The organism is Dyella sp. KRB-257, assembly GCF_049445995.1.
Lineage (GTDB): Bacteria > Pseudomonadota > Gammaproteobacteria > Xanthomonadales > Rhodanobacteraceae > Dyella_A.
Genome location: NZ_JBMSDZ010000013.1, coordinates 38,263 through 62,309, shown reverse-complemented (window position 1 = coordinate 62,309; position 24,047 = coordinate 38,263). Strand labels below are relative to the sequence as shown.

The following is a 24,047-nucleotide window of genomic DNA, read 5'->3' as shown; positions in this document are numbered from 1 at the left end:
CCAATCCTCGGCCGCCAGTTTCGCAGAACTCTCCCTCGATCAAAGATCCTCGAAATCTTCGACCGAAAGCTCTTTCGAACCCGCCAGCATGTCTCGGGACAGATCTCTCTTGTAATCCAGGCGCTCCGCGAGCCGCTCCTCGAAGGAGGCGAAGCCCGGCCCTGCCACTGTCGGGCAGTAGACGTACACGTCACGCCGCTGGCCAATGCGATAGGCACGGTCGGTCGCCTGGTCTTCCTTGGCCGGGTTCCATGTCCGGGTGAAATGGATGACGTGGTTGGCCTCCTGGATATTCACGCCGAAGCCCACGGCGGACGCGGAGAGGATCAACACGCCGAAGCCGGGCGTGGCCTGGAAGGCGTCGATCAGGCCCTGGCGGGATTCGCCCCGGCTCGTGCCGATCGCGGTGGAACCATTGATGATTTGCGGCCGGAAGCCGAAATGATGTTCGATCGCGCGCTGAAGCAGGCGCTGCAGATCCCGATAGTCGGTGAATACGATGGCCTTTTCGCCCCGCGCCTTGATCTGGGCGAGACGACCAAGCAGCCACGCCAGCTTGGGCGAAGCGGCGATGTGCTCCTTCACGTGGACGCGCTCATGGTCATCCCGCAAGGCCGCCAGCGGGTGTGCGCAGATCATGCGCAGACGGTGCAGCAGATTCAGCATGGACACGCTGCGGCCCTGCCCTTCCTGCTCCTTGGCCTGTCGGTAAGCCGCAACCGCATCCATGTAGGCCAGGCGCTGCGCGGGCGACATCTGAAGCGCGACTGCGGTGCGGTCGGCCTCCTGCCCCATGACCTTGCGGGGCAGCCCCTCGTGCACCTCATTCTTCATCCGTCGCAGGACCCACGGCTGGATCATGGCGCGGAGGCGTTCGACCAGGGCCTCATGCCCTTCCTGCCGGGACTCGATGGACTCCCGGTAGACCTTGGTGAACTCGTTCAAAGCCCCCAGACAGCCCGGCTGGAAAAAGTCGAACAGGCACCAGAGATCGGCCAGCGAGTTCTCGACCGGCGTGCCGGTACAGGCGATCTTGAAGTTGGCGTGCAAGGCCTTGGCCGCCTGGGTCACGAAGGCGGTGGGATTCTTGATCTTCTGGGCCTCGTCGCAGACTACGATATCCCAATGCTGGCGAGCGATCGACAGCTCGTAATCGCGCAGGGTTTCGTAGGTGGTCAGCACGAGCCGGTAGCCGTCGGCAAAGCCCGGCCGGAGCAGCTTGGTCACGCCGAGCTGACGCAGATCATCGTCCAGCGCGTCGCCACCGGAACGTTTCAAAGCCAGGTCCGAACCATACAGGCTGAGAACGACTCCATCGGGCCAATCGAGGAACTTGTCGACCTCCTGCTTCCAGTTCTCCAGCAGGGAAACGGGGGCCACCACCAGGCTTGGACGCGCCGATTGGGAGCGCTGCCAGGCCCACGCGATCAGCGAGAGGGACTGGAGCGTCTTTCCCAAACCCATGTCATCGGCCAACAGGCATCCGGCGATGCCCACGCCCTGGTTGCGGTAGCGCTGCTGCATCCAAGCCAGACCGTACGCCTGATGCGGCAACAGGGAGATTTCCGGACGGAGCGCGGCGGGAGGCTCGACATCCTCCGCGCTGACTGCCCCGACGAGATCCTCGACCGTCTCGACGTACTCAAGCGACTCGATGTTGTGATGGATGCGAAGCCCGACCCGCTGGTTCGGCTTCGGATCGGACAGCGGCTTGGGCAGTGTCTTGCCGCCGGACTTGATGCCGAGCTCGCGGAACTCATCCACCAGTGACTCGGCCTGCGGGACCGGCAGATCCACGTCGGATCCGGGGAGGCGCACGGACGCCAGACCCTGTTCCTTGGCCTGCCCGATCGCCTCCTCGAGCTCGTCGATGGAAGCCGGCGTCATGGCGTGATTTCGGACCTCGCCTGACGAGTGATCGACCGTGACCACGCCCACGTCATCGCCGGGAAGCCACTCCTTGCCCTGAGTGCGATGCGGAACGTAGGGCACGGCCTGGACTTTGGAATCAAAGCCGATCACCCGGCTGCTGAAAGCCCTTAGGTCCAGCACGTCTCCGGCGGCCTGATGCATCCGGGCCACTTCGCTTCGCCCGACCCACTCGGCCAGCTGCGCCAACTGATGCTCGGCCGCCTGATCGAGCAGCAGCTCGCTGCCATCCCAGTGGAAGACGGGGAGACCCCGGGCACGAGATCGGCCTGCCGCCGCCAGCCATTGCTTGGCCTGGCCGAGATTCAGCGACAGATCTTCGTATGCCGTCTCGCCCTGCGCCTGAGGGATGCGCAGCGCGACATGTGCCGGGGTGGAGGCCTCCGGGACGACCTCGAACCGGGCGGGGAGCAACCCCGCATCGCGCCGAGCGGCATTGAACTGCTCCTCATCGAGCGCCTCGGCGGCGTCATCCCCCAGCACGGCGTACGGGTTGTGGGTGAACATCCTCGCCTGTTCCGCGGAAAGGCGTCGTGCCGGCATCCCTTTCACGACTTCCAGCACGCGGCGCACCGCTGGGCCGGGAGCCACATGGGTCAGACGCCCTCCGGGCTGGACTAGGTCGTAACGCCCCCTCACCTGGCCATAGCGATCGAAGGTCTCCACAAAGTTGTCCGGGGCGCCATCGGGTAGCGGCCGGACCTCGATTACGGGCAAGCCGAGAGCCTCATCACGCCGAAGGTCAAGCTTCAGCGTGTCCGGCGTACGAATGTCGGTCTTGTCGAGAAAATCGTCCAGCACGGCCCTGCCTGCGATGGCGGCTTGCCTGATCTCGCCGACGGCTCGGAGTCGCTGGTCGGCGTCCAGCGACGCCTGCTCGCGGGCGAACCGGGATAACAAGCCAAGCAACTTCCACGAGGGCTCCGGCATCAACCATTGGTCGCTGGAGCGCGTGAGCACGGCCCCCTGTCGATCCAACGAGGTCTCGCCCCATTGGGCCGAAGACCAGCCCTGGACGGCGATCCGGAAGTCGGGATCGGATATCGCCCCCGTCGACTCCAGCCGAGGAACCCAGTCCGATCGCTCGGGGAGAGCCAGGAGTGGCACGCTTCCCAGGTGGGATTCATCGGAAAGCAGCGAATAGACGCTTGTCCAAGGAAGCAGGAGCGCGTCATCCGCCTCGAGCGCCGCACCTTCGAACACCAGCTGCTGAAGATAGGCGACGAGCGGGCGTTCATCCGGCGCGAGATGATCGCCGGCCCACCACCGTGGCGTGGCATCGGCACCGCGGAAAAAGCGGACTCCATCGTCGGTGTATGCACGTTGGATCGTCTCGCTCGGTAGCTTGGATTTACCCCACTTCATGGCAGGTAGAACCCTTGCTTACTGTCCTTCCATCGAAAACCCATGCTGCGGATCTGCGCGAGTTTTTCAGCGGTTGTCCCACGGTCTGTATAGACCCAGAGCGCACCACCCTTCGGCCGGTTGTCGATGACCTCAAGACCCAAACTCTTGAGTTTGCTTACCATGGAATCCTCCGTGGGTACCTGCGCAGCACTGGGCTTTGGCGTGACTTCGCGCTCGGATCCGGAAGTCGTACGCACGGACCGCTTCATCTTCGAATCGTCGGGAGAAACGCCAACCTCCCGAAGCAGGCCGAGGAACTTTTCCTCCCATGTGGTACTGGGCTGATGAGTCCACTGATCGCCCGTGTGCCGGAGTGTCGTCAGCGGGTAGAAGTCCATTCCCGTTTTGATGACCCCATCGCTCAGTCGAATCGCGCGCGCTGCCGTGCCCACCTCGCTGAACTCGATGAACAACCAGCCACCGATCTGCATCAGGATGGCGTTGTTGGCCGAAGTGCTGGCCGTAAGGTCACCCAGGCGCTCACCCTTTTTTGCGATAAACGCGCGTACGTCCGGATCGCGGCTACTCCGCAAACGCCCACCCAGCAGTATCTGGGTGTAGGTCATCTGGTCCTTAAAGCGAAGCCAGAACTCCAGCCGCCGCTCGTCGACCATCTTTTCCGTGTTGCATAGCCGGTAGAAATCCTCGAGGTCATCCTTGGCCAGCCAACCGTTGACCATCTGTCGAACGGAGGGTCGGCAGAGATCCCACTTTGTGTTTCTCGACAGCTGGGGACTGCCCCAGGCCTTCAGGGAAAAATCCATCAGCGACGGATGTAGCGACCGATCCTTCCCCGCGTCATAGCGCTCCAGGATCGCTTTCAGGAGCTCATCCCCCACGAGGGGAATCAGGCGGTCAAGCTCGAGGAACGCATCGATCGATGCTCGAAAGGCGGCCTCGCCGATGGAAGCGATCTGCTGGAAGAGCCGCGACTTGAGCTGGTGCCAGAACCAGCTGGTGGATGGAATATCCACGTGATCACGCAGGTCGGTCAGCAGACCGTGCTCTCCGGCCACCATCTCGTCAACATAAGGAAGGCAGGGCTCGTCACCCAGCAGGTGCTCGTGCCGAGTCAAGGTATCCAGCCAGGCGGGACGACCCCGGCGACGCTTCACCACCGGTTCGAGCGTCCGCGAGAGCAGGAGTCTCAAGCGCTTCTGCCAGTCACCGGCCGGAGCCTGCATGTAGGAGCGGAACAGGCCGCGCCAGTGCGACAGTTTCAGGACCTGGTCGCGTGCCGCCGACTCCCAGTCGTTGAGCAGTTGCTGAGCTACACGATCGTGATCGAGGACCGATCGGCCACCGAGACCATCAATCGGCTGCGCTAGCGAGTGTGCAAGGACGAAACGATGACTGGGCCGCAACTTCCCCACGTCGGACAGTGCCTGGCGCGCAGCGGCCTCCACCCGATCCGACCGGATGGCTGCAGAGGTTCCGCCGAAACGCTCTTTGACCTCGGCGACCCGCTCCGCCAACGGCAGATCCGAGGCGGACGGGATCCGTTCCAGGACTAGCTCGGCGAGCAGCATGTCCAGGAAACCCAGATCCAGCATCCGAGTTTTCAGCGGAGCATGCATCGGTCGGTCGCCATGACTTGGAAGACAGGCCTGGCCTGGGCGCTGTCGGTATCCGAGCCATAGAACTGCAGCTTGAGCTCCACTCGACGACTGGCGTCTTTGGTGGACTTGGCTCCGTTGAACGACACGCCGCCGGCCAGGAACAGATCCCGAACGCGCTGAAGCTGCTGTGGCGCCAGGGAAAGGTCGGTATTGCGCTGCGGATCCAGGAGCAGACACATCACCCATTCCGAGCGCTCGAGACTCAGATGAAGGTTGTACAGGTAGGAACCATCGGTATCGGTAAAGCCCTCGATGACGACCTGCTTGAGCCACTTGCGGCCCAGAGGATCATCTGCGGCTTGAAGCACCACCGGGACCAGCCGGGCCAGCGCCGGACCTGCGGCGGGAGGGAGGTGGTAGTCATCGTGGCCGAACCGCCCGGCTTCGCCGAAGCTGATGCGGTTGTCTTCGCAGTCCACCTGAACCACGCCGTCGCCGGCTAGCCGGCCCTGGATATTGCTGCAGATCTGCTTGATCTGCTTGGCACGAACGACCTCCTTGTTCTCGACCTGTCGAACCTTGTGCGTGATGGCAACCATGGTGACGGCCATGGCCGCGAGGAACAGCGTCATCATCGCGGTCATGAGATCGGCGTAAGAGATCCAGAAGGGCTTCTCCCCCTCGCTCTTGCCTTTGCTGCTGCGTTTTACGGCTTTGGCGAACATCGTCAGCTCGCCGCATCCACGGACTCGGCGATCTCCTCGAAGGCGCTCTTGAGCATGCCGACTGCATCGCTGAGTTGCTTGTTGTACGTGGCAAGGTTGTGTTCAAGCGCCTGGCTGACACCCGTACCGAACTTCTCGACCATCTCCACCAATTTGTCCCGAACCTCATCGGTCAGCGACGTGAGCGACTGCCCGGTCTGCTCGGCTTGTTGAGTCAGACGACGCAAATCCTCGAGCATGCCGCTCCGGGCCTCGCCCTCGGCCTGAACCAGCTTGCCGAGCCCCTCGAGCCGCGACGTCGCAGTTCCGAGAGAGCCCGTGGCCGTGCTGAGCGACTGTGCCGCACCACTCAGGACGTTGCTGGATTGCGCAATCTGCTGCGCCGACTGGCCAAGCCCCGACTGCAGTGAGGACATCTTTTCGGTCAGCGTGCCAAGGCGCTCCACCGCCGCGCGCACGCTGTCCAGCGCCTGCCCGACAGCCAAGGCGCCCTCCTCAAGACCCGAGATCGCCTTGGTGGATACCTCGCCCAGCGACGTCGCCAAGGCGATCCCCCGCTCCTGGGTCTCGCGATTGCTGTTGGCCAGCTGGTCGACGCGGTCATGCATCGCCTCCATGAGCGCCGCGACCGACTGCTCCGAACGCTGACTCATGCTCTCCTGCTGACGCGCCACCTCCTTGACGGACGACTCGACCTGAGCAAGGAGGTTGTTCATGCTGGTGGTCGACTGGCTGGCCTGGAGGCGCTGCTGCTCGCCCATCTGTTCGATCAGGTCGCGTACGGCCTGCTGCATGCCCGAGGTCGACTCGCCGCTGACCCGCTGCATGTCCGTCACAAGCGAGCGCATAGCCGCCTCAACCTGAGCCATGGACTGTGCCGAGGTACGCATCATCTCGTTGAGGCCGTCCATCTGGCCCCCGAGCGTTTCCTGCATCTTGTCGATGAAGGCACGCATTAGCGTCTCGATCGCCGTGGTCGCCACGCTGGTCTGTTGGCCGCTGGCGGTGCGCACCGTGTCGGCAATATGAGCGAGAGGCTCCTTCAGGCTCCCTTCGATCCGCTCACCGATCTCGGTGGAAAGCTTCTGAGTTGCTGCGATCTGACGGTCTGCCAGCTGCGTCAGTAGTTCCTTCAGGTCCTGGACCAGGCTCTCCTTCAACTGGCGGGTCTGCGTGGCGTTGTCCTGCGACGAGCGCAGCAGATCTGACAGGTACTCCTCGCCGACGCCAGCACGGAACAAGCCATCCAGCTTCTGCGACACCCGACCGACCCACTTGGAACAGGCGGCGTAGATCCATTTCTCGGTAACGGTGACGGTCATCGCCAGGATGATCGCCATCATCGAGAAGGAGAAGGCGTGCAGAACATGGCTGAAAAGCCCGCTCAGCCCCACCTTGAGCGCGTCCGCATCCACATCGGGATTGAACGCCACGAGTCCTTGGATCAGTCCGTTGAACGTGCCGATGATGCCCAGGCCGGTAAAGATTCCTGGCAGATGTTTGAAGTATTCCGACCCGATCCTTGGATCAACCGTCGTTTCCAGGTTGATGAAGGATTCCGAGGGTACGGTGGCGCGGACATCGCGCACTTTGCGCTCTCCATCACGGAGATCGTACTGGTTATGAAGTGTTTCTTCGTACTCGCTCCAGGCGTGGTGGCATGCCGTGCCATCGAACACCTTTTCGAGCTCTCCCCGCAGCGTGGGGCGAGGCTTGTTTGCGAGGGCCTCGATGCGCTCGGCAACGGTCTTGAGCTGTCGCCGAAGCAGCAAGCCACGGGTGGCATAGCGCCACAGATAGTCGAGCAGAAGTACTGCCGAGATCACGGCCAGCGTGACCACGAGAACGCCGCCTGCCAGGACGTCGTGAATAAAGTTCATTGGATTCCCCCCGCTGCCGGTTCTGTCAGGAACCAGCGGTACTGCCATCACTACAAGATTGGAACGGTCAGACCGCTCCTCTACTGAAACAACTGCTCAGACGCTTCCATGCCATGCCGCTGACGATGCCCCAGTTCCCTTGCGGATTTGGGCGGCGCCAGCGGGGTACTTTCATTTTCCTTAGCGCTTCGAGCGCGTCCGGGAAGCTGTCCACTCTAATCTCTTCGCCTTTAGCCCCGATCGTGAACTGACCGGCCTTGAGTAGATGAGGTCCGAACCAGCTTTGATCCTTAGCCACCGGGACCAGAGGATCATCCAAATCGCCGGGGAGGACGAACCCTGTAGTCCTGGCGCCCGCGCTGAAATCGCGGCTTGCTGCTGCCTCGGGACCGAGGGTGACCGAAGGCCGCTGAGTACTCGACAGGACAGACAGATCGATCTGCATCAAAATTTGAGCAGACGTCCCCTCGTCCAGATCCACCCAGGTCACGGCGCCGAGTGGATGGCGATACCGGACTGGCCGAGGAAGCGGCGTACTACCCGCAAGCTCCCACGCAATATTCCAGGCGATGGCCCGACCGCTGCGGAACTCTGCCAGCGGCACGCGATGGCGGTCGAGGGACTCTTCCAGCTCAGACAGAGACAGCGGACCGCGGGTCCCCATGACCTGGGAGACACCCACGACTAGTCCGCTACCCTTTCGAATGAGAGCAATAGGGCCTCGACGCTGGGTGTGCCGACTGCGCATTTCCCACGTCTTCTGCCCTCCAAGGATCAAGCCGATCCAGGGCTCGTCTACCACCAATCCCTTCATGCACGCTCTGCCGCCGCCATGGCGAACAACCTCCGACCTTCAGGCGAGGACTTATGCATCAATCGGCGATGCTCGACAAGATCTTGCGCGTGCGGCGACGCTATGCTCGGAGCGCGTCACGGAATCAGGTCGTAGGTTCGATTCCTATTTCCGGCACCAACAAATCGCCTTCAAGGCCTGTGGCACGAGGATTCCGATGGGCAATGCCCGTGCCGGATTCCCGGAACCACACAAGAAGCCCCGCACCGCGGGGCTTCTTTTCAACCTCAGGTAGTAGATGACGCGAACACCGCCTCGAATGCCGTGGCTGGTGCCTCACACCATCGGCAGCCTCAAACCCTGTTCCCTCGCGCACGCCACCGCCACCTCATACCCCGCATCCGCATGCCGCATCACGCCGGTCGCCGGATCGTTCCACAGCACCCGCGCAATGCGCCTGTCCGCCTCGACCGTGCCGTCGCACACGATCACCACGCCGGAGTGCTGGCTGTAGCCCATGCCCACCCCGCCGCCGTGATGCAGCGACACCCAGGTCGCCCCACCGGCCACGTTCAACATCGCATTGAGCAACGGCCAGTCGGACACCGCATCGGAGCCGTCCTTCATCGCCTCGGTCTCGCGGTTCGGTGACGCCACCGAGCCGGAATCCAGGTGATCGCGCCCGATCACCACCGGGGCCTTCAGTTCGCCGTTGCGCACCATCTGGTTGAACGCGAGGCCCAGCTTGTCGCGCAGGCCCAGGCCCACCCAGCAGATGCGCGCGGGCAGGCCCTGGAAGCGGATGCGCTCCCTGGCCATGTCCAGCCAGCGGTGCAGGTGGGCGTCGTCGGGGATCAGCTCCTTCACTTTCTGGTCGGTCTTGTAGATGTCTTCCGGGTCGCCGCTGAGCGCCACCCAGCGGAACGGGCCGATGCCGCGGCAGAACAGCGGACGCACGTAGGCGGGCACGAAGCCGGGGAAGGCGAAGGCGTTGGCGCAGCCTTCGTCCTTGGCCATCTGGCGGATGTTGTTGCCGTAGTCGAAGGTGGGGATGCCCTGGGCATGGAAGGCGAGCATGGCCTCCACGTGCACCTTCATCGACTGCTTGGCGGCCCTGGCGGTACCGGCCGGATCGCTGTTGCGGCGCTCGAACCACTGCTCCACCGTCCAGCCCTGCGGCAGGTAGCCGTTGACCGGGTCGTGCGCGCTGGTCTGGTCGGTGACGGCATCGGGGCGCACGCCGCGCTTGACCAGCTCGGGCAGCACATCCGCGGCGTTGCCGAGCAGCGCGATGGACTTGGCTTCGCCGGCGGCGGTGTACTTGGCGATGCGCGCCAGCGCGTCGTCGAGGTCGCTGGCCTGCTCGTCGACGTAGCGGGTCTTGAGGCGGAAGTCGATGCTCTTCTGCTGGCACTCGATGGTGAGGCTGCAGGCGCCGGCCAGGGTGGCGGCCAGCGGCTGCGCGCCGCCCATGCCGCCCAGGCCCGCGGTGAGGATCCACTTGCCCTTGAGATTCCCGCCGTAGTGCTGGCGGCCCATCTCCACGAAGGTTTCGTAGGTGCCCTGCACGATGCCCTGCGAGCCGATGTAGATCCAGCTGCCGGCCGTCATCTGGCCGTACATCATCAGGCCCTTCTTATCGAGCTCGTTGAAGTGCTCCCAGGTGGCCCAGTGCGGCACCAGGTTGGAGTTGGCGATGAGCACGCGCGGCGCGTCGGCATGGGTGCGGAACACGCCGACCGGCTTGCCGGACTGCACCAGCAGGGTTTCGTCGTCGTTGAGGTCGCGCAGGGCGCGCAGGATGGCGTCGAAGCACTCCCAGTTGCGCGCGGCGCGGCCGATGCCGCCGTACACCACCAGCTCGGCCGGGTTCTCGGCCACCTCGGGGTCGAGGTTGTTCTGCAGCATGCGCAACGGCGCCTCGGTGAGCCAGCTCTTGCAGCTCAGCTCGGTGCCGCGCGGCGCGCGGATGGTGCGGGTGGTGTCGATGCGGGTGGGGGCGTTCATGGGCGATCTCGCAGGTCGAACAAAAAAGTGATTGTGGCGAGCGGCCGGCATCGCGGAAAGCGGCAGTGCGGCAAGGGCTCAGCCAGTGCGTACAGTGGCGCGTGCGACAGCAGCAGCGGCCCTGGTGTCGCGGGGGCTGGAGATCGGTGGCCGGTCGTGGCTTTGCTGACGAGGTGATGGGTGCTTCCTTCCTGCGAAAAAGTGTGGTGCACAAGAGCTCGTCATCCCGGCGAAAGCCGGAAGAGCTCTTCAACGACGAATGTCGGTCATCCAGTGACTTTAGGTGTTCCCGAAGTGCAAAGACGCTGGATCCCGGCTTTCGCCGGGATGACGACTCGGGGGCGTGGAGTGTTTCATCGCGAAGCGCAGTCGAAGGGCCGATGCTGCAGGCCTCAGTGAACCGAATCCACGGGCTCGCCACCCCCGGCATCCCTGTCCGAAAACGCGAGTTCGCCCGGATGCGCGGTGCTAGCCTGCGCCGCATGGACGCTCCCCTGCCCCCGGTACTGCCCGATGCGCGCACCTGCGAGCGCGCCCGGCTGAGTCGTGACGCCCGCTTCGACGGGCTGTTCTTCACCGCCGTCACCAGCACGCGCATCTACTGCCGGCCGGTGTGCCCGGCACCGTCGCCGAAGCCCGCGAACGTGCGCTATTACGCGAGCGCCGCGGCGGCGGAAGCGGACGGGTTCCGGCCGTGCCTGCGCTGCCGGCCGGAGCTGGCGCCGGGCAACGGCGACTGGCGGCGCGGCGGGCACGTGGTGGCGCGGGCGCTCACGCTGATCGAGCACGGCGCGCTGGAAACCGGCTCGGTGGACGAGCTCGCCGCGCGCGTGGAACTCGGCGCGCGGCAGTTGCGGCGCTTGTTCGTGGAGCATGTGGGCGTGCCGCCGTTGAGCGTGCACACCACGCGGCGCCTGCTGTTCGCCAGGCAGCTGCTGACCGAGACGGCGATGCCGGTGACCGAGGTGGCGCTGGCCGCCGGGTTCGGCAGCCTGCGCCGGTTCAACGCGGCGTTCGCGCAGGCGAACCGGCTGCCGCCGCGCGAGCTGCGCCGGCAGCCGCGGGCGCCGGCCGGCGCGCCGCTGGTGTTGCGATTGGGCTACCGGCCGCCGTACGACTTCGCTGCGCTGCTGGCGTTTCTGCGCGGCCGTGCGCTGCCCGGCGTGGAGGCGGTGGACGAGAGCGGCTATGCGCGCGTGTTCGGCGATCCCACGGCGCCGTCGTGGCTGCGCTTGAGCGCGTGGCCGCAGGGCGAGCACGCGCTCAGGCTGGAGCTGCACGGCGTGGCGCCGGCGCAGTTGCTGGGCGTGGTGACGCGGCTGCGCCGCATGTTCGACCTGGACGCCTCGCCGCAGGCGATCGCCGCGGTGTTCAGGCGCGACGCCGTGCTGGGGCCGCTGGCGAGGAAGCATCCGGGCCAGCGCCTGCCCGGCGGCTGGGACGGTTTCGAGATCGCGGTGCGCGCGATCCTCGGCCAGCAGGTGAGCGTGGCCGCGGCGCGCACGCTGGCCTCGCGCGTGGTACATCGCTTCGGCGCGCCGCTGGCGGAGGCGCCGCTGCCGGGGCTGGCGCGGATCTTTCCCACCCCGGCGCAACTGGCCGAGGCGGACCTGGGCGCACTGGGCATCACCGGCGCGCGCATCGCCACGATCCGCGCGGTGGCGCAGGCGCTGCTGGACGGGCGCATCGACTTTCGCCCGGAGCAGCCGCTGGAGACGTTCGTGGAGCGCTGGGTGGCGCTGCCGGGCATCGGCGCGTGGACCGCGCACTACATGGCGATGCGCGCGCTGAGCCATCCGGACGCGTTCCCCGCGGCGGATCTGATCCTGCGTCGCGCGGCAGCGCCGGGTGGAGAGGAACTGGGCACGCGCGCATTGGAGCAGCGCGCCGAAGCATGGCGGCCGTGGCGCGCCTACGCGGTGATGCACCTGTGGCGCAGCGTGGGCGAGGCGACCGTGGCGGCAGGAGACAAGCGATGAGCGGCAGTACCTGCTGGCGATGGAGCGGCGCGTGGCGCAGGGCGACCTGTTCGGCTGAGGGTGGCCTGCCGCACGGCGATCACTGGCTTTTGTCGTTCGCCTTGGTGGCCTGCGGCACCGGCTGCGGCAGCAGCGCGTCGCTGTAGCGCTGCACGCGATCGCGCTGCTGTGCCTGGTAGATCTGATCCTGCGCCTGCTGCGCCTTGTCCACCTGGGCGTCGTTGGCGTTGCTGCCGCTCGACGCGGGGCGACGGGTGCGCTCGATCGACTCTTGCCGGATCAGCTGTTCCACCCGGCCTTTCTGCAGCTGGTCGCGCACCTGGCTCTGCTGCACCGCCTGGCGGAAGCGCTGCTGCGCGGCGGTGGGCTGGATCAGCACCGGGCGCGGCGGCGATGTGGTGGGCCGGGTCTGCCGCGCCCATGCCGGTGCGCAGGCGACGATCGCAAGAACCGACGCGGCAAGCGACCAGGTAAAAGCCTTGCGAGATGTCATTGTCACACCTATGCGCGAACATGGCGCGTTGCCATGTTCGCGATCATAGGTTCCAACGCATGAAAATCCTGTTCCGTTTGTTCGCCTGTTCGCTGCTGCTGGTGGTCGCCGGCTGCGCCCGGGCGCCGGTGCCGCGCACGGCGATGCCGGCCGCGCGCGTGCCGCTGCTGCTGATCTCCATCGACGGCTACCGCCACGACTACCTCGACCGCGGCCTCAGCCCCGTCCTCGCCGCGCTGGCGAAGGACGGCGTGCGCGCCGACGGCATGCAGCCCTCGTTTCCCTCGCTGACCTTTCCCAACCACTACACGCTGGTGACCGGCCTGCGCCCGGACCACCACGGCATCGTGCACAACACGATGGAAGATCCCGCGCTGGGCCACTTCGCGCTGAAGGATCGCGCCGCGGTGAGCGACGGCCGCTGGTGGGCCGAGGCCACGCCGCTGTGGGAAAGCGCCGACCGTGCCGGGCTGAAGACCGCCACCATGTTCTGGCCCGGTACCGAGGCCGACATCCACGGCATGCACCCGGACCACTGGCGGCCGTACGACGGCAGCGTGACGCCCGACCAGCGCGTGGACCAGGTGCTGGCCTGGCTCGATCTTCCCGCCGGGCAGCGACCGACCTTCCTCACGCTGTACTTCGACGCGGTGGACCACGCCGGCCACGACCATGGCCCGGAGTCGGCGCAGGTGAACCTGGCGCTGCGCGACACCGACCGGGCGCTGGGCCGGCTGGTGAACGGCCTGCGCCAGCGCGGCCTGCTCGATCGCATCAACCTGATCGTGCTGGCCGATCACGGCATGGCCGAGGTGCCGATGGGCCACACCGTGGTGCTCGACGACCTGCTGCCGCTGGACCGGGTGGATCGCGTCACCACCGGCGTGCTCGCCGGGTTCAATCCCAGACCCGGCCACGAAGCGGAGTTCGCCGCCATCGAGGCGCGCATGGAAAAACCGCAGCAACACATGCAGTGCTGGGACAAGACGCGCGTGCCGGCCCGCCTCGCCTACGGCCGCAACCCGCGCGTGCCGCAGCTGCTGTGCCTGGCCGACGTGGGCTGGACGATCACCACCCGCCACTACCTCGCCCGGCACCCGATCGATCACATGCGCGGCGAACACGGCTACGACAACGCCGACCCGCGCATGCAGGCGCTGTTCGTGGCGCACGGCCCGGCGTTCGAACGCGGCGTGCGGCACGCGGTGTTCCCGAACGTGGACGTCTATCCGCTGATGGCGCACCTGCTGGGCATCACCCCGGCAGCGAACGACGGCGACTACGACGCGGTGAAGGACATGCTGGTGCCGGCGGCACGTTGACCGATCGCGCACCGGCGTGCCCGGCACAGCGCATCCACCGGTCGACCTGCCATAGGCCGATCGGGCTATGACGCCGCGCACGCGCTCGCCCATCATCCACCGTTTCTCTACCGAACTGCCCTGCCCATGAACCTGTTCTCCCGATGGATTCCCTGCGCCGCGCTGGCCCTGCTCGCCGGCTGCGCCACGCAGCGTCCGGCCATGCAGGCCGCTGCCGCGTCGCCCGCGCCGGTGCTGCTGGTGTCGATCGACGGCTTTCGCGCCGACTACCTCGATCGCGGCTTCTCGCCCACGCTGTCCGCGCTGGCCAGCGACGGCGTGCGGGCGCAGGCGATGGAACCTTCGTTTCCCTCGCTGACCTTTCCCAACCACTACACCATGGTCACCGGTCGCTACCCGGACGACCACGGCATCGTCGACAACGCGATGTACGACCCGGTGCTGGGCAGCTTCACCCTCGGCAATCGCCAGGCGGTGGGTGACGGCCGCTGGTGGAACGAGGCCGAGCCGATCTGGGTCACCGCCGAAAAACAGGGGCTGCACACGGCCACCATGTTCTGGCCCGGCTCCGAGGCGGCGATCCACGGCGTACGCCCCGAGCACTGGCTCACCTACGACGGCGACATGCCGTACGACGTGCGCGTGGACAAGCTGCTGTCCTGGCTGGATCTTCCCGCGGCCAAGCGGCCGCAGCTGCTCACGCTGTACTTCGAAGCGGTGGACACCGCCGGCCACTACCACGGCCCCGATGCGCCGGAAACCAGCGCCGCGATCGGCGAGGTGGATACCGCGCTGGGTCGCCTGGTCGCCGGGCTGAAGCAGCGCGGCCTGTTCGATCGCATCAACCTCATTGTGGTCGCCGACCACGGTATGGCCTCGACTCCGCCGGACCAGCGCATCTTTCTCGACGACCTGATCACCCCGGGCCATGCGCGCGTGGTATCGACCGGCGCGATCTCCGGGATCATCCCGGCGCCGGGTCGCGAGGCGGAAGTGGAGGCCGCCCTGCTCAAGCCGCACAAGCACATGCAGTGCTGGAAGAAGGCGCAGATTCCCGCCCGCCTGCACTACGGCCAAAACCAGCGCGTGCCGCCGCTGTTCTGCCTGGCCCAGGTCGGCTGGCTGATCACCAGCAACACCACCACGATGCTTCACCACGGCAAGGCGATCTACGGCGAGCACGGCTTCGACAATGCCGATCCGGCGATGCGCGCGCTGTTCCTGGCGCACGGCCCGGCGTTCCGCCAGCACCTGGTGGTACCGGAATTCCCGAACGTGGACGTCTATCCGCTGATGACCCACCTGCTGCACATCACTCCGGTGCCGAATGACGGCGACTACCGGGCGGTGGAGGAGATGTTGGTGCCGGCGGCACGGTGAGGTGTGTGTGCGGGATTGGGAGGACGGGGTTGCGGCATCGGGTGGTGGTGGAAAGTGACCGCACACTTTCCTCGTACTCTCTAGCTCTGCGAACCCAGGCTCTCGATGCGACACGCTGAGGCTGCTCATCAGTGCGCTTACGAAGAGCAAGGGCTTTCGTGCGCCTTCGGCGCGCGAGTCACTTTCTCTTGGGTCGCCAAGAGAAAGTAACCAAAGAGAAGGCGACCCTCCTCGGCACTTGCCGGGCTACGCCCGGCAAGTTCGTGAGCCGCGGCCGGGCTTTTCGACAGGGCTCCTGCCCTGGCGAAAAGGCATCGGCATCCATGCCGATGCCCCTGCGGGCCTGATCGCCCCCGACTCACTGCCTCACAAGGGGGTGAAGATCAAAAGCAACGGCAACGGCAACGGCCACAGCCACAGCCACAGCCACAGCAGCGGCAGCGGCAGCGGCAGCGGCAACAGCAACAGCAACAGCGACGGCAGCGGTCGCGGTCGCGGCAACAACAGCGGCTACAGCCTCAGCAACAGCAGCGGCACGGACAACAATGCAAAAGCGATGGCGATCGCGTGAGCGATCGCCGAGCCCGGGCGCGCGTCGCGCGCTGCTCTTGACCTTTCCTCCCCTCTGCAGCGGCGTCCGGGCGGAGGATCAGCCCGAAGGGTGGCCGGCACGGATGCCGGCCAGTTTGGCGTCAGGGCAGGAGGCCCTGTCGACAAACCCCGCAGCCCGGACGCGAACCTCGCGGGCCGTAGGCCCGCGAGGCGCGGAAGCGGGGTGGCCTTTCTCTTGGTTACTTCTCTTTGGCCACGCAAAGAGAAGTGACTCGGCGTCCGAAGGAGGACGAAACGCTCTTCGCTTTTGATCCGGCCTTGCGCAAAGAGTCAAGATCAAGGTGGATTCCCGCGTTCGCGGGAATGACGGCAAGAGAGCGTGTGGCGTGTGGCGTGTGGCGTGTGGCGAGAAGCGTGGGCCTATGGCGGTCGGCGAAGCGCGGCGTGGACGCGCCGATCCCGTCGCCGGCACAGCCTGCTCAGGGCATTGCGCCCTGACTGGTCGGCGTGGGCAGCGTGGGCACGTTGACCAAAGGCGGCACGCGGTAGAGCCGCCACGCCACGAGCAGGCCGGCCAGCACCAGCGCGCCGACGAACGCCGCCACGCCGTGCCAGCCGTGCGAGGCGTAGAACAGCCCGCCACCGGCACCGGCCAGGCTCGACCCCATGTAGTACGAGAACAGGTACATCGAGGAGGCCTGCGCCCTGGACGCGCCCGCGCGGCGGCCGACCCAGCTGCTGGCGATGGAGTGGCCGCCGAAGAAGCCGAAGGTGATCGCCACGATGCCCGGCACGATCAGCCACAGCGGCGTGAGCGCGGTGAGCGCCACGCCGGCCAGCATCAGCGCGAACGCCGTCCACAGCACCTTGCGCCGGCCGAGCCGGCCGGCCAGGTGACCCATCCACGCGGAGCTGAAGGTGCCGATCAGGTACACGCTGAAGATCGCCCCGACCAATGTCTGGCTCAGCGAATACGGCGGCGCCAGCAGCCGGTAACCGATGTAGTTGTAGATGGTGACGAACGCGCCCAGCAGCAGAAAGCCGGTGGCGAACAGCCACGGCAGCGCGGCGTCGCGGAACATCGCGGCGAAGCGCGCCAGCAGGCTGCGCAGGTCGAGCGGCTGACGCACGAAATGCCGCGACGGCGGCAGGCTGGCCCAGAACAGCAGCGCCGACACCAGCCCGATGCCGCCCACCGTGGCCACGCCCACGCGCCAGCCGAACCAGTCGGCCATCACCCCGGCCACCAATCGCCCGCCCATGCCGCCGATCGCGTTGCCGGCGATGTACAGGCCCATCCCCAGGCCGATGGAATCGGCGTGCATCTCCTCGCTCAGATACGTCATCGCCACCGCGGGCAGGCCGCTCAGGGTGAGGCCGAGCAGCGTGCGCAGCACCAGCAGCATATGCCAGTCCGGCACCAGCGCGGTGGCCAGCACCAGCACCGCCGAGGACAGCAGCGAGGCCGCCATCACCGACTTGCGTCCCACCGCATCGGACAGCGCCCCGGCAAACAGCATGGCGAAGGCGAGCACGCCGGTGGTGAGCGACAGCGACAGTGCGCTGGCCGCCGCGCTCACGCCGTAGTCGCGGCTGAACTGCGGCATCAACGGCTGCACGCAGTACAGCAGGCCGAACGTGGCCAGACCGGCGGCGAACAGCGCGAGGTTGGTGCGACGGAACGCCGGCGTGCCGTGGCGGATGGCTGCATGTGGGGCCAAAGCGAAGGTCAAGGCACTGATATCAATGGATGTGCTGCATATGAGATGAGAGCAAGCAAGCCGACGAGCACCAAGTCTACGCTGGGGGGCAAGGTCATACTTCGTTGCCTTGATCTGCCAGCGCCCACTTGTGCGGGAAAGCGTCTGACCGGCGGCTCATCCCCGCTCGCGCGGGAAACACCAGTCCCCGGTGATGAGGCCCCTGAGGGAACCTCGAAAATCCGCTTTTTGCTCGTCATTCCCGCGAAAGCGGGAATCCAGTGTCTTTGTTCTTCAGGGCCTTAGAGCCACCGGATCCCCGCTGTCGCGCTGTCGCGGGGATGCGAGCCTGATTTCGAGTTTTCAGATTCAGACTGGTTCATGCCCGCTCGCGCGCGGAACACAACCAGATGCTCCGGCACCTGCGCGCGCACGGCGGTTCATCCCCGCTCGCGCGGGGAACACGATCACGGGGCGGGCGTCAGCGCCAGCTCGTACGGTTCATCCCCGCTCGCGCGGGGAACACCGTAATGCCCGGGCCGCGCATCAGGTTGAACTCGGTTCATCCCCGCTCGCGCGGGGAACACGTAGATGGCCATGATGGCTTCGAAAAAGACGTTCGGTTCATCCCCGCTCGCGCGGGGAACACCCCCCGACGCTGGCCAGTGCGGGTAGCTGGGCCGGTTCATCCCCGCTCGCGCGGGGAACACGTACCGCGCCGCGGACACGTTTGCGGATCGGGCGGTTCATCCCCGCTCGCGCGGGGAACACCCGTGGCCGATGCGTTCGGTTGCGCACCCGCCCGGTTCATCCCCGCTCGCGCGGGGAACACGATGTTGTTGCCTTGCGAGACGCTGATTTCGCCGGTTCATCCCCGCTCGCGCGGGGAACACCTGCTGGCCCGATTGAACCCGAAGAACGCCCGCGGTTCATCCCCGCTCGCGCGGGGAACACGTCGGCAATCTCAAGCGCGATGTCGTACGCACCGGTTCATCCCCGCTCGCGCGGGGAACACTGACGAGTTGCACGATGCGTTCTGCCGAAGGTTCGGTTCATCCCCGCTCGCGCGGGGAACACCCTTCAAAAACCTGTTTGCATCGGTGCACGGGCGGTTCATCCCCGCTCGCGCGGGGAACACTTGTCCAGCACGTCCAACTGAAGGTGTGGTAGCGGTTCATCCCCGCTCGCGCGGGGAACACTGCGGCTCGCCCAGGGCGACCATCAGCAGCGCCGGTTCATCCCCGCTCGCGCGGGGAACACGACGTGCCGCGATTGGCGTGGTCGGTGAACGTCGGTTCATCCCCGCTCGCGCGGGGAACACGCATCGTAGGTAACTGCAAAGCGGTTGGCGCCGCGGTTCATCCCCGCTCGCGCGGGGAACACCCGAATGCGATGGCCATGCGGGCTTTTTCGAGCGGTTCATCCCCGCTCGCGCGGGGAACACGCGAGCCTTCTTGCTCCAGTGGCATCTCTTGTTGGTTCATCCCCGCTCGCGCGGGGAACACAACTGCGCCCACGCGGCCATCAGCTGCCGGCGCGGTTCATCCCCGCTCGCGCGGGGAACACTCGCCAAGGCGGTGCAGCAGACCGGCGGCGCGCGGTTCATCCCCGCTCGCGCGGGGAACACTTGTCGTACTCCGCCCAGGCCGCGGCGCAGACCGGTTCATCCCCGCTCGCGCGGGGAACACTCCACAGCGCCGCGCATGACGTGCCGTGCCTGCGGTTCATCCCCGCTCGCGCGGGGAACACGAGACACGCGCGCAACGGGATTTCGTCGGTCGCCGGTTCATCCCCGCTCGCGCGGGGAACACGAAATCCAAAGGTTTTGGCGAAGTGCTGCGCACGGTTCATCCCCGCTCGCGCGGGGAACACAGCATTGCAGGCCGCCAAACAGGCGGCACTGGAGGTTCATCCCCGCTCGCGCGGGGAACACTGCCATGGTGTCGCTGTCCTCCGGGTCGATATCGGTTCATCCCCGCTCGCGCGGGGAACACGATCGGCGATGCGCGCGGCGATCCATGCCTCCACGGTTCATCCCCGCTCGCGCGGGGAACACCGCATCCAACATGGCCCACACGTCGGCAATCTCGGTTCATCCCCGCTCGCGCGGGGAACACGAGGGCTACGCTATGACACGTCGAGCAACCACGCGGTTCATCCCCGCTCGCGCGGGGAACACGAAGAAACGAGGTTTGGACGGTCCAGTAAGGGCGGTTCATCCCCGCTCGCGCGGGGAACACGCGGCCTCGCGTGGTACGGGCACCAGGCGCTCCGGTTCATCCCCGCTCGCGCGGGGAACACGGCTTCGATACCTTCATGCTGGTGTGGCAGGCCGGTTCATCCCCGCTCGCGCGGGGAACACGCAATCGCCCATATCGCCTCTATGACGCAACTCGGTTCATCCCCGCTCGCGCGGGGAACACCTCAAAAACCTCGTAATAGGCCGACTGCCAATCGGTTCATCCCCGCTCGCGCGGGGAACACGCCCATATCCGGTAGGCGCCGCCTCCAATATCCGGTTCATCCCCGCTCGCGCGGGGAACACTGCGTGCCGCCATCGGCCACCGCAAAAACCGTGCGGTTCATCCCCGCTCGCGCGGGGAACACGCGTACCGTCACCACAGGCGAGTCGTCGAACGCGGTTCATCCCCGCTCGCGCGGGGAACACTACCGCACGCTGGGCGAGGAAGCCGCGTTGACCGGTTCATCCCCGCTCGCGCGGGGAACACGCCTACCGTGATCCGCGACTGGAACGTGATCAGGGTTCATCCCCGCTCGCGCGGGGAACACACTTCCCTCAAACCAATGTTATCAAAGAACTTTTGCGCTATCGATATTTCTACCGACCTGAACGCCCTTTACGGCTTCACTATTGGAGGGCAATTCGGGCATGAAGGAGACGAGTTTTGCGCCGTCCAATTCAACGGGTATCCGGCGATTGCTTCCCAAGGTCTTGAAGTCGAAGCCCGCCTCATTACCCACGCGCCAAGCCATCACAGCATTGCCCTCGCCAATGCCGGCTTCGACATGGCTCCAGATGTGGTCGCGCACCTTGGCCGAATAGCTGCCCACGTAGACGCCAGCCCGTATTTCCAACAGCCAGATGGCGAGGCGCCCACGCAGGCGTGGCGGCGCATTTTCAAGCACGATGACCAGCATCGCCGATACCCTCCGGGTTGGGAATGGCGGGGCCGACTTGTTCCTCGAAGCGTTCGGGTGGCTTGATTTCGCCGGCGGACAGCATCTCTTCGATGCCCGGGATGATGCGTTCCAACAGATGCGATTCACGGAACACGTCGCGGCAGGCCAATCGCACCTGCTGCTCGGGGTTATGCGGACTGCGCGCGGCGATGCGAAAGGCGACCGGCACCACGGTGTCGAACTTGTAGACGTCGGCCACGTCGTAGACGAAGGACAACGGTTTGCCGGTGTGAATGAAGCCGATGGCCGGAGCATAACCGGCGGCCAGCACGGCCGCTTCGGTTACGCCATACAAGCAGGCGGTGGCGGCGGAGAGGCAGCGATTGGGCAGGTCGCCCTTGTCCCACTGGCTAGTGTCGTAGTTGCGCGCCTTCCAGGCCACACCATGCTGGGCGGCCAGGCGCTTGTAGGTTTCGCGCACGCGCGCACCTTCAATGCCACGCAGTTGCTCCACCGAACGCCGCTGCGGCGGCTCCTCGCCGAAACGCAGCGCATACATCTTGCGCACCACCTTCAGGCGCAGGTTGTCGTCCAGCGCCAGCTGCGCCTGATACAGCAACTTGTCGGAACGGGCGCCGCCGGGCTGACCCGCGGAGTACAGCCGCACGCCAGCCTCGCCGATCCATACCAGCAAGGTGCCGACCCGCGCGGCCAGCGCGCACGCCATGTGCGAAACGCGAGTGCCCGGCTCCAGCATCAGGCACACCACGCCACCCACGGGGATATGCGTGCGTACACCATTCTTGTCGACCACCACGAAAGCACCATCGAGCACATCGAGACTGCCATACTCGATGTACAGAATGGACAGCCGATCCTTGATCGCAATGGGCTTGAGTGGTGGCAGCAGATCGGCCATCAGGAGGCCGCAGGCAAGGCTCGCCGCCGGATGGCTTTGCTGCCAAGGGTAATGAAACAGCCCGATTGCAGCTCCGGATCCGACAATAGGCCGGCCAGCCATTCAGCGGGGGCATCGGGAGGAATCGGCTCCTGCCGGATGTAAACAATGGCAGGTGGCGGCGGCAGTTCGTGGAGAAACACCAGTTCGCCATAGTCACGGTCGAACGTAACCAACCAACGCCCAAGCTCGTGGGCCCGTTCGAGCACCGTACGGTCTGATGCGCCAGGCATCTCCTCGGTCACGGCGACAACATCGAAACCGTCAGCCCGTAATCGCCTGAGCGCGGGTGCTGGAAAATTCTCGTTGACCAGCAATAGTGGTTTCACGCAGCGGCCTTGTGGCGGGCGATATACTTTTCTTCCTGCATCATCTCGGCCGCAAAAGCCAACGCCGCCAGAATGTCTTCGCGGGTGATGTGCGGGTAAGACTCCAGCAGCTGCTCAAACGTCCAGCCGTTGGCCAGCCAGCCGATGATGAGCTCGACGGAAATGCGCGTGCCTTTGATGACGGGTTTACCCGCCAGGATTTCTGGGTCGGAAACAATGCGGTCTCGCCATTCCATGATTCGCTCCTTATTCGCATGTGAGGATTCCTCGTTGTTGCCAGGAGTCTGTCGGGCTTTGGTGGTCGAGGCGAGAATTCGGCTGTGCGAGGACAGATTTTCGACGATTCTTGGCTCATAGTGGTTCTATGGGCCAAGAAGCGGCGGAAATATGGACCGCGCAGACGGACTCGCAGCCCGGCCAACCAAAGCCCGACAGACTCCTGGCATGATTCTCCGCCCTCCCTGCGTATCTACTCAAGCCTTGCCGCGATCCCGCTACAACGCAGTTTTGCCGAGGTTTGCCGTGGTCCACGGCTGATCCGTCGCCGGCACAATGGACAGCAACCCGAGTCCCATGACTTTGCCGTGGCCGATCCCCGTCGCCAATACCTTCCTGAATTGCACGGCATCGGTGACGGCAAGCCGCCCTTCGAACAGCACCGAGTACACCCGGATAGCATGACCGCCGTGCTGGGTTCCCCTGAGCATTTGCTCGTGCGAGACACGGACATCGCGATACGCGAGGCCATCTGGCCTCTGCATGGCATCGAAGTAATCTGGTGTATCGGATTCCGGTAGCGCGAAGCCGTGTTGTTCGCCCTTGCGCACCAGCCATTCCCGCTGCGCGTCGGGATGAACGAGCCCTTGTCGCTTGCCCTGCACCATCTTGCAGGGATTGGCGCGCAGCCGGAATCGAAACACCTGCCCTGGCTTGATCGTATCGAGCGCGAGCTTCTGCACGAGGTCGATACCGGGCTCGGCCCGGGCAAGCCATGCGGAAACAGGAATCCGCGACCAGTCGGGCGTCGCGCGGGATTGAATCAATACACGAGGTCGGCCTTCGGCGTCGGTCTCCGGCTCCAGTCGCCACAGCAATGAACCAGCCGGGCACGGCGTTTCCGGCGGAAAGAACGCGCGGCAGAGCGTTGCGTGCATCTGGTAGGCGTCGGCGAGGTCACGGCGCGCCTCCCTGCAGCGCGGGTTCAGGTGGATTCTATGCAGGCGCATGAGCGTCCTCCCGCTGCAAATCCACCCATTCGGCGTGCACGTAGCGCGCGCCGAAACGCCGCTCGGCAAACGAAGACAAGGGCTGATCCATGCGCAATGCGCCGCTGCCGTCCTGCGATTCCATCGACACCAGCAAACGCTCGGGCGAAATTTCGCCGCGCCGCGTCGTGGTGCTCCAGGGCCATGCGGCGAGTGCTTCGAGCAACGGCGCGTCGACGAGACCGCCCTCAAGCCACACAGGTTCAGACGGCACGTAGGATTTGCGCCCCAGTGCCAGCGGCCAGAACGGGTTTTGCAAAGCGGCGTGCACACGTTCGAGCAGGCTGCGCTCCGGACTCTCCAACCCAACCAGGAACACCGCATCGGCGAGGTAATCGCGAGTGGTCACGGCGGTTTCATGAACCTTCGAGCGATCAGCGGAAATGATGTTCTGCGCGGTTTGATAGTCACGCTTCAAAACGCCGGGTCGATCATGCCGCACGCCCATCGTCAGCCGCGTCAACGGTTCGAGGTCGTTCCAGTTTTCCCGGCCTATCCCCAGCGCAGCAGCGAGCAGGCCGATCACGCCGGACTTGCTCGGCTCCTTGCCGGTATCGCGCTGGTCGAAGCGACTGGTCGTGCCCCAGGATTGCATCGGCCCCGCCAGTCGTAAAAGCAGAGTGGGCAT

General features: G+C 65.6%; 18 protein-coding genes and 1 CRISPR repeat array. Of the genes, 4 read left to right on the top strand and 14 right to left on the bottom strand.

Translation table 11 applies throughout. The annotated features are described in order from the left end of the window. Window positions 1-39: 39 nt before the first annotated feature. The 6 genes from ACO2Q2_RS11470 to hutU all read right to left on the bottom strand — a co-directional run bounded on the left by ACO2Q2_RS11470 (window position 40) and on the right by hutU (window position 10,300). Window positions 40-3,294 (bottom strand): SNF2-related protein, encoded by a 3,255-nt coding sequence (locus ACO2Q2_RS11470; RefSeq protein ID WP_423255912.1) that lies wholly within the window; start codon window positions 3,292-3,294, stop codon window positions 40-42. Then, complete coding sequence (locus tag ACO2Q2_RS11465) at window positions 3,291-4,889, bottom strand: EH signature domain-containing protein (protein WP_423255911.1); 1,599 nt, start codon at window positions 4,887-4,889, stop codon at window positions 3,291-3,293. The genes ACO2Q2_RS11470 and ACO2Q2_RS11465 overlap by 4 nt, the downstream gene beginning before the upstream one ends. A gap of 8 nt (window positions 4,890-4,897) precedes the next feature. Continuing rightward, the gene (locus tag ACO2Q2_RS11460; protein WP_423255910.1) at window positions 4,898-5,620 is read right to left on the bottom strand and encodes a flagellar motor protein MotB; all 723 of its coding nucleotides are present in this window, start codon (window positions 5,618-5,620) and stop codon (window positions 4,898-4,900) included. A 2-nt stretch (window positions 5,621-5,622) separates the two neighbouring features. Next, window positions 5,623-7,500 carry an anti-phage ZorAB system protein ZorA gene (zorA, locus tag ACO2Q2_RS11455; RefSeq protein WP_423255909.1) on the bottom strand — a complete coding sequence of 626 codons (1,878 nt, stop codon included), beginning with the start codon at window positions 7,498-7,500 and terminating at the stop codon, window positions 5,623-5,625. Window positions 7,501-7,567: 67 nt separating this feature from the next. Further along, window positions 7,568-8,182, bottom strand: a complete 615-nt coding sequence (locus ACO2Q2_RS11450) for a hypothetical protein (RefSeq protein ID WP_423255908.1) — start codon at window positions 8,180-8,182, stop codon at window positions 7,568-7,570. A gap of 447 nt (window positions 8,183-8,629) precedes the next feature. Next, window positions 8,630-10,300 (bottom strand): urocanate hydratase, encoded by a 1,671-nt coding sequence (gene hutU, locus ACO2Q2_RS11445; RefSeq protein WP_423255907.1) that lies wholly within the window; start codon window positions 10,298-10,300, stop codon window positions 8,630-8,632. Window positions 10,301-10,782: 482 nt separating this feature from the next. Between hutU and ACO2Q2_RS11440 the strand changes: the two genes are divergently transcribed. Then, window positions 10,783-12,279, top strand: coding sequence for an AlkA N-terminal domain-containing protein (locus ACO2Q2_RS11440; protein ID WP_423255906.1), 1,497 nt, complete (start codon window positions 10,783-10,785; stop codon window positions 12,277-12,279). A 79-nt stretch (window positions 12,280-12,358) separates the two neighbouring features. Here the strand turns inward: ACO2Q2_RS11440 and ACO2Q2_RS11435 are convergent, their stop codons facing one another. Further along, complete coding sequence (locus ACO2Q2_RS11435; RefSeq protein WP_423255905.1) at window positions 12,359-12,772, bottom strand: hypothetical protein; 414 nt, start codon at window positions 12,770-12,772, stop codon at window positions 12,359-12,361. Window positions 12,773-12,831: 59 nt separating this feature from the next. Between ACO2Q2_RS11435 and ACO2Q2_RS11430 the strand changes: the two genes are divergently transcribed. The 3 genes from ACO2Q2_RS11430 (at window position 12,832) to ACO2Q2_RS11420 (ending at window position 16,045) form a co-directional block, all read left to right on the top strand. Further along, window positions 12,832-14,094 carry an ectonucleotide pyrophosphatase/phosphodiesterase gene (locus ACO2Q2_RS11430; RefSeq protein ID WP_423255904.1) on the top strand — a complete coding sequence of 421 codons (1,263 nt, stop codon included), beginning with the start codon at window positions 12,832-12,834 and terminating at the stop codon, window positions 14,092-14,094. A 126-nt stretch (window positions 14,095-14,220) separates the two neighbouring features. After that, window positions 14,221-15,474, top strand: coding sequence for an alkaline phosphatase family protein (locus tag ACO2Q2_RS11425; RefSeq protein WP_423255903.1), 1,254 nt, complete (start codon window positions 14,221-14,223; stop codon window positions 15,472-15,474). A 238-nt stretch (window positions 15,475-15,712) separates the two neighbouring features. Further along, a complete protein-coding gene (locus ACO2Q2_RS11420) occupies window positions 15,713-16,045 on the top strand; it encodes a hypothetical protein (RefSeq protein ID WP_423255902.1) in 333 nt (110 codons plus the stop codon). A gap of 460 nt (window positions 16,046-16,505) precedes the next feature. Here ACO2Q2_RS11420 and ACO2Q2_RS11415 read toward each other — a convergent pair whose 3' ends face one another. The 7 genes from ACO2Q2_RS11415 to cas5e form a co-directional block, all read right to left on the bottom strand. Next, window positions 16,506-17,759, bottom strand: coding sequence for an MFS transporter (locus tag ACO2Q2_RS11415; protein ID WP_423255901.1), 1,254 nt, complete (start codon window positions 17,757-17,759; stop codon window positions 16,506-16,508). 342 nt (window positions 17,760-18,101) lie between these two features. Continuing rightward, window positions 18,102-20,516: direct repeats of the CRISPR family, unit length 29 nt; unit sequence CGGTTCATCCCCGCTCGCGCGGGGAACAC. Window positions 20,517-20,537: 21 nt separating this feature from the next. Beyond that, entirely contained in the window at window positions 20,538-20,885 is a 348-nt protein-coding gene (cas2e, locus tag ACO2Q2_RS11410; RefSeq protein WP_423255900.1) for a type I-E CRISPR-associated endoribonuclease Cas2e, read from the bottom strand. After that, window positions 20,866-21,786 (bottom strand): type I-E CRISPR-associated endonuclease Cas1e, encoded by a 921-nt coding sequence (gene cas1e / locus ACO2Q2_RS11405; protein WP_423255899.1) that lies wholly within the window; start codon window positions 21,784-21,786, stop codon window positions 20,866-20,868. The genes cas2e and cas1e overlap by 20 nt, the downstream gene beginning before the upstream one ends. Next, entirely contained in the window at window positions 21,786-22,154 is a 369-nt protein-coding gene (locus ACO2Q2_RS11400) for a DUF5615 family PIN-like protein (protein ID WP_423255898.1), read from the bottom strand. Before ACO2Q2_RS11400 ends, cas1e begins: the two co-directional genes overlap by 1 nt. Next, window positions 22,151-22,390 (bottom strand): DUF433 domain-containing protein, encoded by a 240-nt coding sequence (locus ACO2Q2_RS11395; protein WP_423255897.1) that lies wholly within the window; start codon window positions 22,388-22,390, stop codon window positions 22,151-22,153. Before ACO2Q2_RS11395 ends, ACO2Q2_RS11400 begins: the two co-directional genes overlap by 4 nt. A 258-nt stretch (window positions 22,391-22,648) precedes the next feature. Continuing rightward, window positions 22,649-23,380 carry a type I-E CRISPR-associated protein Cas6/Cse3/CasE gene (gene cas6e, locus ACO2Q2_RS11390; RefSeq protein ID WP_423255896.1) on the bottom strand — a complete coding sequence of 244 codons (732 nt, stop codon included), beginning with the start codon at window positions 23,378-23,380 and terminating at the stop codon, window positions 22,649-22,651. Beyond that, the gene (cas5e, locus tag ACO2Q2_RS11385) at window positions 23,367-24,047 is read right to left on the bottom strand and encodes a type I-E CRISPR-associated protein Cas5/CasD (RefSeq protein ID WP_423255895.1); all 681 of its coding nucleotides are present in this window, start codon (window positions 24,045-24,047) and stop codon (window positions 23,367-23,369) included. The genes cas6e and cas5e overlap by 14 nt, the downstream gene beginning before the upstream one ends.